This is a genomic window from Paenibacillus vulneris (assembly GCF_039543185.1).
Taxonomy (GTDB): Bacteria; Bacillota; Bacilli; order Paenibacillales; family NBRC-103111; genus Paenibacillus_S; species Paenibacillus_S vulneris.
Genome location: NZ_BAABJG010000014.1, coordinates 198,489 through 210,749 on the forward strand (window position 1 = coordinate 198,489; position 12,261 = coordinate 210,749).

The 12,261-nt window shown below is 52.9% G+C and carries 11 protein-coding genes; all 11 read right to left on the reverse strand.

Features of this window, described 5'->3' with window-relative positions; all coding sequences use genetic code 11:
* Positions 1-2 precede the first annotated feature (2 nt).
* Complete coding sequence (locus ABEA66_RS13155) at positions 3-755, reverse strand: amino acid ABC transporter ATP-binding protein (RefSeq protein WP_079910955.1); 753 nt, start codon at positions 753-755, stop codon at positions 3-5.
* Positions 752-1,504: an amino acid ABC transporter permease gene (locus ABEA66_RS13160; RefSeq protein WP_345587878.1), complete on the reverse strand. Its 753-nt coding sequence runs from the start codon at positions 1,502-1,504 to the stop codon at positions 752-754. The genes ABEA66_RS13155 and ABEA66_RS13160 overlap by 4 nt, the downstream gene beginning before the upstream one ends.
* Positions 1,452-2,177 carry an amino acid ABC transporter permease gene (locus ABEA66_RS13165; RefSeq protein WP_345587879.1) on the reverse strand — a complete coding sequence of 242 codons (726 nt, stop codon included), beginning with the start codon at positions 2,175-2,177 and terminating at the stop codon, positions 1,452-1,454. Before ABEA66_RS13165 ends, ABEA66_RS13160 begins: the two co-directional genes overlap by 53 nt.
* Before the next feature lie 36 nt (positions 2,178-2,213).
* Entirely contained in the window at positions 2,214-3,044 is an 831-nt protein-coding gene (locus ABEA66_RS13170) for a transporter substrate-binding domain-containing protein (RefSeq protein ID WP_192704511.1), read from the reverse strand.
* Between the two features lie 58 nt (positions 3,045-3,102).
* Complete coding sequence (locus ABEA66_RS13175) at positions 3,103-5,151, reverse strand: ABC transporter ATP-binding protein (protein ID WP_345587880.1); 2,049 nt, start codon at positions 5,149-5,151, stop codon at positions 3,103-3,105.
* 18 nt (positions 5,152-5,169) lie between these two features.
* Positions 5,170-6,066 carry an ABC transporter permease gene (locus ABEA66_RS13180; RefSeq protein WP_079910960.1) on the reverse strand — a complete coding sequence of 299 codons (897 nt, stop codon included), beginning with the start codon at positions 6,064-6,066 and terminating at the stop codon, positions 5,170-5,172.
* 57 nt (positions 6,067-6,123) lie between these two features.
* A complete protein-coding gene (locus tag ABEA66_RS13185; protein WP_079910961.1) occupies positions 6,124-7,056 on the reverse strand; it encodes an ABC transporter permease in 933 nt (310 codons plus the stop codon).
* A 14-nt stretch (positions 7,057-7,070) separates the two neighbouring features.
* Positions 7,071-8,720 carry an ABC transporter substrate-binding protein gene (locus ABEA66_RS13190; protein WP_345587881.1) on the reverse strand — a complete coding sequence of 550 codons (1,650 nt, stop codon included), beginning with the start codon at positions 8,718-8,720 and terminating at the stop codon, positions 7,071-7,073.
* A gap of 20 nt (positions 8,721-8,740) precedes the next feature.
* Complete coding sequence (locus ABEA66_RS13195; protein WP_345587882.1) at positions 8,741-10,075, reverse strand: LLM class flavin-dependent oxidoreductase; 1,335 nt, start codon at positions 10,073-10,075, stop codon at positions 8,741-8,743.
* A 65-nt stretch (positions 10,076-10,140) separates the two neighbouring features.
* The gene (locus ABEA66_RS13200; RefSeq protein WP_345587883.1) at positions 10,141-11,154 is read right to left on the reverse strand and encodes an LLM class flavin-dependent oxidoreductase; all 1,014 of its coding nucleotides are present in this window, start codon (positions 11,152-11,154) and stop codon (positions 10,141-10,143) included.
* A gap of 143 nt (positions 11,155-11,297) precedes the next feature.
* Positions 11,298-12,191 carry a LysR family transcriptional regulator gene (locus ABEA66_RS13205; protein WP_345587884.1) on the reverse strand — a complete coding sequence of 298 codons (894 nt, stop codon included), beginning with the start codon at positions 12,189-12,191 and terminating at the stop codon, positions 11,298-11,300.
* Positions 12,192-12,261 lie beyond the last annotated feature (70 nt).

The window sequence follows — 12,261 nt, forward strand, 5'->3', positions numbered from 1 at the left end:
ATCTAGATCACGTAGCTCCATTCCGGAGTTATCCGCTTCAAAAACTGCTTCGTACGTTCTTCCTTCGGCCTTGCAAAAATATCCTCGGGATTGCCCTCCTCCACGATTCTCCCTTCATCCATGAACACCACATGATTGGAGACGTCGCGCGCGAAGCTCATCTCATGCGTTACCACAATCATCGTGACCCCTTCCCGGGCGATACGGCGGATCACGGACAGCACCTCGCCTACAAGCTCGGGATCAAGGGCGGACGTCGGTTCATCGAACAGAATCACCTCCGGATTGAGCGCAAGCGCCCGGGCAATTCCCACCCGCTGCTGCTGACCGCCCGACAGCTCAACCGGATAAGCGTCTATCTTATGCGACAAGCCGACCTTCTCCAGCATGAGCAGGCTTTTTCTGCGCGCCTCCTCCTTCGACAGCTTTTGAACGACGACAAGTCCCTCCATCACATTTTCGATAACCGTTTTGTGCTTGAACAAGTTGTAGTGCTGAAACACCATCGCCGTCTTACGGCGCAGCGTCAAAATATCCGTTTTGCTCGGATGCTTGCATTGCACCCGGTAATCCCCGATCCGCACCTCGCCGTCGTTCGGTCTCTCCAAAAAGTTAATGCAGCGCAGAAGCGTTGTTTTGCCCGAACCGCTCGGTCCCAGGATGACGACGACATCCCCTTTGCTTACCGTAAGATCGATGCCGCGCAGCACCTGATGCTTACCGAACGATTTCTGAATATTGCTAAGTTGAATCATGCCACTCCCCCCCGGTTGTACCGATTTAAACGATGCTCCAGCATGGACGTAATCTTTTCCGAAATGAGGGTCAATCCCCAATAAATCAGCGCTGCGGCAATAAAGGCCTCGAGAAACTTCAGGTTGGAGGTGGCGACGATATGCGCTTTGCCGTTCAGCTCAACCAGGGAAATGGTAAAAGCAAGTGACGAGCCGTGCAGCAGCCCTATGAACTTATGCAGCAAATTGGGCAAGCTGGCCATAAGCGCCTGCGGGATAACGACCCGCCTCAAGCCTTGGGCTGTAGTCATCCCCACCGAATAGGCAGCCTCCATCTGACCGTGCGATACGGATAAAATACCTGAGCGGATCGCTTCCGACATATACGCAGCGGAGTTCAGTGAAAAGGCGATAAGGATAAAGGTCACCAGCGGTACGGATTTGGACCGGATTCCCCAGCCGTACAGGTCGGACAGGTAATCGAATAGCATCGGCAGACCGAAGTAAATGAGCATAATATGCAGCAGCAGCGGCGTTCCGCGGACGAAGGAGACATAGAAGCCGGCTAGCCAGTGAATGAATCGGATTCGGTAAATTCGAACGAGCGCTATGCCGGTGCCGAGAACGAAGCCGAACAGCAGAGGAACCAGGGAAACCGCCAGCGTCAGAGGAAGTGCCTTAATGATCTCGACAAACGCTTTGCCGATAAAAGCAATATCAAACGCCATAATGCAGCCCTCCTGTCTGACCGGCTCCCAGCTTACGTTCATGCCGCAAAAGCCTTCTCTCCGAAACGGCAAACAATCGTTCCAGCACAATGCACAGAGCATAGTAGATGATGGCCAGCGCAATATAAATTTCCAAAAAATGGTTTGTCGTTAGCAGTGTCTCCGCTCGCCCTACCATATCCATGACCCCGATGGAAAAGGCTAACGACGTATCCTTCATGCTGGAAATGACCAGATTGCCGAAGTTCGGAAGCGCAATAGCCATGGCTTGAGGCAGCACGATACGCAAGAAGGCGTCTTTCCCTGTCATCCCGGTCGAATAGGCTGCTTCCAGCTGCCCTCGCTCCACGCTGTTCACCGCCGAGCGGACGATTTCGCACACGTAAGCCCCTATGTGCAGCCCATACGTGATGATAACGAATATGATGGCTTCCACGCTCGTTACATCGATATGGAGCAGATGCAGCACTTCCGGCAGCCCGTAGTAGACCAGGAACAGCTGAATAATGATCGGCGTGCCCCGGATGAACGAAACATAGATGATGACCAGCCGATTCAGCACGGGAACCTGGTACAATCTCGGCAGGACGATCATAAATCCGATCAGTATCCCGAGCAGCAGAGAGGCAGCCAGGATGAACAGCGTAATGTGCAGGTAAGACAATAATTTAGGCAGAAACACCGCTACCAGCTGAATATCAAACGATTTGCCCATCGTACATCGCGTTCCTTTCTGACCGCAGCGTCCTTGTTATTCCGAGACGGTATAGTCAGCCCCGAGCCATTTGGTGCTCAGCTTGGATAACGTTCCGTCTTTCTTGATGGATTTAATCGCTTCGTCGATTTTGGCCTTCAGCTCTTCCTCATCTTTACGGAGAATAAAGTACACCTTGGAGTTGGAGATAGCAGGCCCGACGGTTTTCTGCTGGGCATCGGCACTCTCATTGCGCTGGTCTACAGCGAACTGCGTGCTTATCGTCGCATCGACACGCCCGGCCTTCAACTGGGCAATGACATCGTTCGTTCCGCCGCTTCCCGAATAGACGATATTAATGGCATCGTTATGAGTTTTGTTGTAATCCTGCAGCAGAACCGATGCGTTGCTTGTCGCCCCCACGATGACTTTTTTCCCCTTCAAATCGTCTATAGAGTTAATATCGTTCCGGTCCTTATGGACGACAACCTTGTTAGGGAAAATGTTATAGGCTTCATCATTGAACAAAAATTTCTCCTGGCGTTCCTTGTTTACTTCCATCTGATGGGCGATAAAATCGATTTTCTTCGTTTCAAGGCTGAGCAGCAGGTTAGCGAAGTCCATCGTTTTGAACTCGAATTCGTATTCAGGCAGCCTCTTATCAATTTCCTTGACGAGCTCCACATCATAGCCTGTCAAATTGCCCTTGTCGTCGATAAAGCAAATGTTTGCGAACTGTGTCCCCGTACCGACGATGATTTTCTTGGGCTTCACGGCGCCTGCGGCGGCCGTTTTATCGGAAGCGGCATCCTTGGATGCCGGCGCTGTACCGCATCCCGATGCAAGCAGGACAAGTGCAAGTACGGATGCTGCGATGGTTTTCTTCATCAAAATAGATCATCTCCTTTGGTTTCATCGTCATAACGGGGGATTGCCTAATGGTTCGCTATAACGGATAATGACATGCAGCCCAGCGTCCTTCTGCGACCTGCGTTAATTCCGGCTCTACACTCCGACATAGGGCCGTTGCAGCCGGGCATCTCGTATGGAAACGGCAGCCCGCCGGAGGATTGGAGGGGGAAGGAATTTCCCCTTGAATCGATACGAACGGTTTTCTGCGGGTCGGATCGGCTGTCGGAATGGACGCAATAAGCCCTTTGGTATAGGGGTGAACCGGATGCTTGAAAAGCTCTTTGCCGGGAGCCACCTCCACCAGCTTGCCGAGGTACATAACCCCGATCCGGTCTGATATATGGCGGACGATATTCAAGCCGTGAGCGATAAACAAATACGTCAATCCGCGCTCCCGCTGGAGCTCCTGGAGCAAATTGATGATTTGCGCTTGAACGGATACGTCCAATGCGGAGACCGCCTCGTCAGCGAGAATAAACTGCGGGTTCAACGCGAGGGCCCGGGCGATCCCGATACGCTGCCTTTGTCCGCCCGAGAATTCATGCGGGTATCGGTCATACCAAGCCGGATTCAATCCGACGGCCTGCAGCAGCTCCTCTACCCGGCTGCGCTTTTCGCCGGCACTGACCGTCCGATGCACCTTTAACGGCTCGGCGATAATCTCACCGATCTTCCACCGGGGATTGACGGAGCCGTACGGATCCTGAAAAATCATCTGCATGTTACGCCGGGTTCTCAGCATGTCAAGCGATTGGGAATTTGTGATCTCCTCGCCCAGAAAGCGAACCTTGCCTGATGTTGCCTTTTCCAGCTGAAGGATTAATCGCCCGAGCGTCGATTTGCCGCTCCCAGACTCTCCGACCAGGCCGAACGTTTCCCCCTTCCGAATCGTAAAGCTCACCTCATCGACCGCATGAATAAAGGACGAAGGGCGTCGCAGCCCGCTTTTTTTAATCGGATAATATTTGCTGAGCCGTTCCACCTCGATCAAATGGACCGGAGCCGTTGAGGGCTCTGGGACTTCGGTGTCCGATAGAGCAGAATGGACCGTTACTTCTGGATTCGCTGAGATGGAGGCGGCAGGCACAGAAGCCATCCAATCCTCCTCTTGAACGAGCTCCTCTGCATACCAGCAGGCGGATTGCCTGCCGTTCACATGAAACAGAGGAGGGCTATCCTTCACGCAGCGTTCAGCAGCGTATGGGCATCTGGGATGAAACCGGCAGCCCGGAGGAAGCTCCGCCAGGCTCGGGATCGAGCCCTCTATGGAGAACAGCTTCGCTCCATGCTCGCTGTCCAGCGTTGTAATGGATTGCAGCAATCCTCTGGTATAAGGATGATGGGGCAGCTCGAACAGCTGCTGCACGGTGGCCTGCTCCACCACCTTGCCCGCATACATGACAAGGATTCGATCCGCCATTTCGGCGGCGATCCCCATATCATGGGTGATTAGCAGAATGGACATCCGAAACTCCGTCTTCAGCTCCTGCAGCAAATGAAGGATTTGCGCTTGAATGGTCACATCCAACGCGGTAGTCGGTTCGTCGGCGATCAACAGCTCCGGACCGCAGGCCAGAGCCATCGCAATCATCGCACGCTGCAGCATGCCTCCTGACAGCTCATTCGGATACTGCTTCATTCGCAGCTCCGGCTCGGGAATGCCGACCCTTTGCAGCAAATGAACGGCACGCTCCCACGCCTGTTCCTTACTGCCCTGCTTATGGGTCAGAATGACCTCCGTTATTTGGCTTCCTATCGTAAATACAGGATCAAATGCCGACATGGGCTCCTGGAAGATCATCGCTATCTTTTTTCCCCGTAAGGAACGAAGCTCTTTCTCAGGCAGCACCGTTACATCTACCCCGTTAAACGTAATGGTCCCTTCGGCGATCCGGCCGTTCTCATAATCCAATAACCGCATGATGGATTTGGAGGTTATCGTTTTGCCGCTTCCCGACTCGCCGACCAGGCAGACGGTTTCACCGGGCTGAATGTGCAGGCTTACATCCGCAATCGCTCTAAGCGGCCCTTCCTTGGTCGCAAAGTCGATGGACAAATGCTGAATATCAAGCAATGGTTTCATTGATGCCGCCTCCCTGTCCTATGTCCTGCTTTTCTTCGGATCCAGCTGATCACGGATATAGTCCCCGATCAAATTGACCGATAGGACGAATAACGTAATCGCCAAGCCGGGGAACGTCGCAATCCACCAGGCTACCGTCAAATAGCCTCGGCCTTGGGACAGCAAGGTGCCCCAATCCGGAATTTCCTTAATGACGCCCAGCCCAAGAAAGCTTAAGCCCGAGCCAATCAATATGGACGAACCGAGCCCGATAGTGGCCATAACCAATAGCGGGGACCAAGCATTCGGCAGCACATGCCACCAGAATCTCCGTAAGGCCGAAGCCCCTATGGAACGGGAAGCTGTTACGAAGGACCGGTTCTTGATACTCATAATTTGTCCCCGCATCACTCTTGCGTAGCCGGGTACTGCGGACACGGCTACAGCGAATACAATATTGAATAAATGAGGGCCTAAGGCAGCCGCAATAGCCAGGGCGAGCAAAATGCCGGGAATGGTCATCAGCACATCGATGAACCGCATCAGAACCTGATCGAGCACGCCTCCGACATAACCGGATAGCGCTCCGATCGTCCCTCCTAGAATCCCGCCAGCCAGCACTGAGGCAACGCCGATAAACAGGGAATCGCGGGCTCCATAGACGACAAGACTGAATATATCCCTTCCGAAATAGTCAGTTCCAAGCCAATGTGCCGTGCCGGGCGGCTGCAATATATGATCCGTAAACATCTGAGTCGGTGCATACGGGGCGACAGCCCCAGGAATGACGGCGCAGACGATGATGAACAGCACAATAAGAGACGCAGCGCAGACAAACAGCTCCGCTGCCGTTAGCGATCTACCCTGTTTCCTTCGAGGCGCGCTCTCACTCCTTTCCTTCCAGACGGTTTTTGCGGATGATATCACTTCCTTCATAACCGTTTCCCTCCCAAGAGCTGTACTGAATGATGGTCAAATCCATAGCCTGTTGATTTAGCTTGCATTGGACCTGCGGACCCGAGGGTCAATGTAGTTGTAAGAAAGGTCCACGAGAAAATTGACGCCCACATAGACAATAGCCGAGAAAAACACAACCCCCTGAACGACCGGCAAATCCCTCGCCATAATGGCATCAGCGATGATTCTCCCGATTCCTTGTCTCGAGAATACCGTCTCGACCACGACGGTTCCCGCCATCAGATCGCCTATGTGAATACCGATGACGGTAATAGCCGGGATCAGCGCATTGCGCAGCGCGTGAAGGTACATGACCTTTTTCTCCGCCAATCCCTTGGCTCGAAGCGTTACGATGAACGGCTCGTTCAACACTTCCACCATACTGTTGCGCACCATGCGGACGATAAAACCGGCCCCTACAATCCCCAAGGCTGCCGCCGGCAGGACTAGAGTGGCCAACCCGTCAGAGCCCATAGCCGGAAACCAGCCCAGCTGGACCGAGAACAGGAGAATGAGCAGGATTCCCGACCAGAAGGTCGGCATGGAGATCCCGAATAATCCAACCAGCCGTGCCACTACGTCAATCCACCGGTTGCGGTACACCGCAGACAATACGCCGAGCAGGACCCCAAACACAACGGAGAGCAGTGTGCTTGCCAAGGTCAGCGTTAACGTTGCCGGAAAATGATTCATGATCTTCGGCAGCACGGGCTCGCTGTTGATCATCGACTTGCCGAAGTCCCCCCGCAATATCCCGGCGAAATAACGTCCGAATTGCACGTGGAACGGCTGATCGAGTCCCAGCTGATGACGCAGGTTGGCTATCATTTCCGGAGTTGCCGTGGAAGGATCAAGCATCGAGAGAACCGGATCGCCGGGCAGTACATAGATGATGGCAAATACGAGCACCAGCGATCCCAGGATGACTAGAATGGAGGACAGCAGCCGTTCAATCAGTGTCTTGATCATATCCATGAACTCCTTTATTTTTGAATGGTGACATCATTGAATAACGGATAACCCAACGAATCGAACTTCAGACCTTTAACCGTTTTGGAGGCCGCTATCGTGTACGGGAATACATAGATCGGGATGATGACGGCGTTATCGCTTAGATTGCGCTGGACCTTTTTATAAATATCCGCGCGTTTGGCCGGGTCCTGCTCTACCGTTCCCTGCTCCAGCAGCTTATCAAGCTCGGGGTCGGCTGCCCCCGCTATAGTCAGCTTCGTTGCATTCGGGTCCTGCGTATGATAGAAGTTTCGCAGCGCATCAGGATCGGAGTTGACCTGACTGTTCCCGTACAGATCATGAGCCCCGTTCTTGTAGACGACCGTAGCGGTATCCTTCGTTATCTCCACCTCTACCGCCACGCCGATCTGCTTCAGCTGCTGCTGAACCATCACAGCGATATCGTTGCGCTTCTCACGGTTCGGAGAGCCGTCCACATAATGCAGCGTGAGCTTTTTGCCGTCTTTCTCGCGAATACCGTCGGCTCCCTTCACCCATCCCAGCTCATCAAGCAGCTTATTGGCTTTGGGGATATCCTGCTTGATGCCGTTTTCCAAGGAGGCGTCGTATCCGAATATGCCCGGAGTCAGAGCAGACCAAGCTCTAGGGTAAGTACCCAAATATAACGTCTTGACGATGGCATCCACATCCAGCCCGTACTGCACCGCCTGTCTTGCCTTCACCTCATTCCAGGGAGCTCTGCGCTGATTGAAGAATAGCGTGTACGGTAATCCGACCGTATTCACCTGAAGAAGCTGGGTTTTCGGGTCATTTTTGAGAGACAGCACATTTTGCGGCGGTACGGTCTCCGCTGCCAGCACTTGACCGCTCTGAACGCTGCCTATCCGCGTCGCTTCCTCCGGAGCAATTTTGAACGTAATGGTGTCCAGATACGCTTGCCCCTTATTGTCCACAAGCTCAGGCGCCCAACGATAATTGGAGCTTTTCGCGACCTGAATGTCCGCATTTTCGTTCCACTTGACGAACGTAAACGGTCCGGTTCCCACAGGATGTTTGCCGAAGTCGTCCCCATACTTCTTGGCCGCCGTTGGGGACACGATACCGAGCAGCGCCTGGCTCAAGTTGCCGAGAAATGCCGTCGACGGCGTCTCCAGATTCAGCCTGATCGTGTATTCATCGAGAACTTCCGATGACTTATAAGGCCGCAGCAGCGCCAATGCATTCCCAGCCTTCGTCTCCGGATTAATGATCCGGTCGTAGTTGAATTTCACCGCTTCGGCATTGAAAGGAGTCCCGTCCTGAAACACGACATCCTTGCGGAGCTTGAAGGTGTAGCTCTTGCCGTCCGGCGATATGGACCATTCGGTTGCAAGCCAAGGCTTGATTGAGTTGTCGGGCAACTGGACGACCAGGCTGTCATAGATGGTCCGTATGACCCGGACGGCTACGGCAAGACCGCTCCGATGCGGGTCGAGCGTATCCGGCGAGGTCGCCAGCGCGAAGGTCAGATCCCCTCCCGGTGCCCCCGGCTGTCCGTTGGCATTAGACGTTGAGCCCGTCGTCGCTGCATTCCCGGCATCCTTGGCGCAGCCCGAAAGAACAAGCAGCAGGACGGAGGCCAACGCGATATATTTCATCCAATGTATCGATTTCTTCCTCATGTTAACCACTCCACTCTAGACTAACTGCGTATTTCCTGTTTTGCATATCGGTTTACAGGGAATTTTAAGCCGAGATTACCACGCAGCGTATCCGCCTCGTATTCTTCCCGGTAAACTCCCCGTTCCTGAAGGATCGGCACGACATGATCGACAAAATCATTCAGTCCGTTCGGCACCGCAGATGAAATGATGAATCCATCGGCTCCTTTTTGCTCGAACCATTCCTGTATAAGATCAGCCACATGCTCCGGCGTCCCGATGAACTGCGTTTTGGGGGTAGCTGCTCTGAGAGCTACCTGGCGCAGCGTTAAGCCCTCCTCCTGCGCTTCCTTCTTAATGCGGTCCGTGGTGCTGCGGAAGCTGTTCTTGCCGAGGTCGCCCAAATCCGGGAACGGTTCATCGAGCGGATATTGCGTAAAATCATGATGATCGTAAAATCTTCCGAGGTAATCCAACGCCTTGTCGATGCTCATCAAGTCTACGATTTCCTGATATTTGCGCTCCGCTTCCTCGTGAGTCTGCCCGATAATCGGGCCGATGCCCGGTAAGATCACGATATCTTCTGGAGAACGTCCGAACGATACGGCTCTTCTCTTCACATCCTGATAAAATTGCTGCGCATCGGCTAGGGTCGGGTGTCCGGTGAATATGGCATCGGCTTCCTTGGCGGCCAGGTTTTTGCCGTCATCCGAGGAGCCTGCCTGGAAGATAACCGGCTGTCCCTGCTTGGATCGGCCAATATTGAGCGGTCCTTGAACCGAGAAAAATTCCCCTTTATGATCCAATCGGTGCAGCTTCTTCGGATCGAAGAAGACGCCGGTTTCTTTGTCACGGACAAATGCGTCGTCCTCCCAGGAATCCCATAATCCTTTCGTCACTTGAAGGTATTCGGTCGCAATCCGGTATCTCTTCGGATGGTCGGGATGCTCTTCAATCGTCTTGCTGAAATTGAGAGCGGAGCCTTCTAACGGAGAGGTGACGACGTTCCAGCCGGCACGCCCGTGACTGATGTGATCCAGCGAAGCGAATTGTCTCGCTACGGTGAACGGTTCGCTGTAGGACGTAGACAGCGTCCCTACCAGCCCGATACGGGAGGTCACTGCGGCCAGCGCCGACAAAATGGTGATCGGCTCAAACCGGTTGAGAAAATGCGGTATCGACTTCTCATTAATGTACAGACCGTCCGCAATAAACACCAGATCGAATTTGCCCTCCTCGGCTTTTTGCGCCTGCTGCTTGTAAAAATCGAAATTGACGCTTGCATCGGCAATGGCTTTCGGATGCCTCCATGCCGCCATATTGCCTCCTACCCCATGAATGATCGCACCGAATTTGATTTTTCTATCTTTACTCATTGGAATTCCTCCCTGGATTGGTTTGGTTTCGTCATTTTCTTCGATAAGTGGTCTTGCTTTGACAGCTACACGGTCAATTCCGAGAAGGCCTCCTGCAGCAGCTCATAAGCATGAAGCCTCTCGGAAAAGCTTTTCATCGCGACAATAAGGATCAGCTCCTCCACATCATAGCGCCGTTGAAGCTCGAGCAGCTGCTCGCGCACCGTATGCTTCGACCCGTGAAGGATAGGGGCATCCTTGACCTCGACCGTAAATTTCTCATCGGACTGCCGGCCATATTCCTCCGCCGCCTCCAGGCTTTTCACGTTGATCGTTTTTCCGCTTTCCAGCTGGATCTTCACATGCTTGGAATCTACAGCCAATGCTTTGGCCTCTTCATCGGTATCCGTGACAATTACGGACACTCCTAATATCGCTTGCGGCTTCGACCCTAGTGTAGACACAAACTTGGTCCGGTACGTGTGAAGGGCCTGCTCTATTACAGCCTCGTCGCCGTTAATAAACTTTGCAAAAACATAAGGAATTCCGGTTTGTGCGGCTAATGCTGCGCTGGATGCGCTGGTGCCAAGCAAGAATAGCTCCGGCGGCGTTTGTGGAGCCGGCACTGCCTTAACTCCGTACAGCGGATGGCTCTCGGGCAGCGTGCCGTTGAGATATTGCTCCAGCTCTACGAGCTTTTCCTCCAGCGGCTTCGCCCCTCTATAGCTCTCCTGCTGCAGCGCCTTCGTCGACCTTGGGAGCCCTCCCGGGGCTCTGCCTATTCCGAGATCTATCCGGCCTGGGGCTAGTGAAGCAAGCACGTTAAAATTTTCCGCCACCTTGTAGGGGCTGTAATGCTGCAGCATGACCCCGCCTGAACCGATCCGGATTCGCTTCGTATGGGCGAGCAAGTAGGAAATTAAAACTTCAGGGGAGGACCCCATCAATTTTTCCGAGTCATGATGCTCAGATACCCAAAACCGGTAATAGCCGAGCTCCTCTGCTTTTCGGGCAAGCTCTACCGTATGACGGAACGCTTCTTCGGCTGTCTCTCCTTCATCTATTGGACTCTGGTCTAAAATACTTAATTTAAGCCCCACGTTCCTCTCCTCCTCTCGATCACATTAACCATATTTCCTATTGGTTTTGTCGGTTTTATTTGCATGGATAAAGCTTATCACCGCCCTAATGGAGCGTCAACGGGCCAGCTAATAGGCTTTTTCTATTATAAAATCGAAACATTCTATGCAAGCGCCGTCTGCAGCAATACCTCCCGGCTCATTTCCAAAAACGGCTTATAGAACTCCGCATATTCCCCTTTGCGTACGATCAGGTTCGTTCTCAAGGAAAGACTCGCGAGTGACGGTACATCGACGGGAAACAGCCTGCGGGCCTTAATCTCCTCCGTTACGGATAACGAAGGCAGGAAGCCGATTCCCATCTGTTTCATGATCAGCTTCTTCGCCGTCTCCAAATTATCCATATGAAAAGCTATGTTCGGGGGATGATCCAACGTTTCGAACCAATGATGCAGCTTCATCCAATCCAGCGAACCGCACTCGAAGAAGATTAACGGCTGACGGCCTACGTCCTCAAGAGCTACGTGGTTCATTCTTAAGAAGGGATGCCCTTCATGCACAAATAACCTGATAGGGTCCTCGTAAAACTTCACGGAGTCTATGTGCGGATGCGTCATATTGCGTACCAAGCCCAGATCGATTTCCTTGCTCATGACTTTCTCCATAATGGCCTCGCTTGAAGCTGTGAGAAGCTTTACCTGAAGCTCCGGGAACCTTGTCTTCATAACCGGCACCAGCTCGGGAAGAATGTAGTTCGATACCGATATGGTACATCCGATGGTCACCTCATGGGGCGTAGCTTTCATTTGCTGCAGCTGCTGCTTGCCTTTTTTCATCGATTGCAGAATCTGCTGGGCATAGGGGAGAAACTGCTTTCCCTTCTCGGTTAATGTAAAATGCCTCCCCTCCCGTTCGAACAGCTTCACGTCCAGCTCCCGCTCCAATGTCTGTATTCGCGCCGAGATGGAGGGCTGAGACAGGAACAACGCATCCGCCGCCTTGTTAAAGCTGTTAAAATGAATGACATACACAAATGCCTCGATATTCTCAATGTTCATACGCAGCCTCCATAGTGCTTCCCCCTATTTCCTTTTATCTGCAAGTCCATAGAAACAAAAAGAGACACAT

Excerpts from the sequence above, each read along its gene's own strand:
- ABEA66_RS13155 (WP_079910955.1), bottom strand. The coding sequence starts at position 755 with ATGATTCAACTTAGCAATATTCAGAAATCGTTCGGTAAGCATCAGGTG.
- ABEA66_RS13160 (WP_345587878.1), bottom strand. The coding sequence starts at position 1,504 with ATGAACGTAAGCTGGGAGCCGGTCAGACAGGAGGGCTGCATTATGGCG.
- ABEA66_RS13165 (WP_345587879.1), bottom strand. The coding sequence starts at position 2,177 with ATGGGCAAATCGTTTGATATTCAGCTGGTAGCGGTGTTTCTGCCTAAA.
- ABEA66_RS13170 (WP_192704511.1), bottom strand. The coding sequence starts at position 3,044 with ATGAAGAAAACCATCGCAGCATCCGTACTTGCACTTGTCCTGCTTGCA.
- ABEA66_RS13175 (WP_345587880.1), bottom strand. The coding sequence starts at position 5,151 with ATGAAACCATTGCTTGATATTCAGCATTTGTCCATCGACTTTGCGACC.
- ABEA66_RS13180 (WP_079910960.1), bottom strand. The coding sequence starts at position 6,066 with ATGAAGGAAGTGATATCATCCGCAAAAACCGTCTGGAAGGAAAGGAGT.
- ABEA66_RS13185 (WP_079910961.1), bottom strand. The coding sequence starts at position 7,056 with ATGATCAAGACACTGATTGAACGGCTGCTGTCCTCCATTCTAGTCATC.
- ABEA66_RS13190 (WP_345587881.1), bottom strand. The coding sequence starts at position 8,720 with ATGAGGAAGAAATCGATACATTGGATGAAATATATCGCGTTGGCCTCC.
- ABEA66_RS13195 (WP_345587882.1), bottom strand. The coding sequence starts at position 10,075 with ATGAGTAAAGATAGAAAAATCAAATTCGGTGCGATCATTCATGGGGTA.
- ABEA66_RS13205 (WP_345587884.1), bottom strand. The coding sequence starts at position 12,191 with ATGAACATTGAGAATATCGAGGCATTTGTGTATGTCATTCATTTTAAC.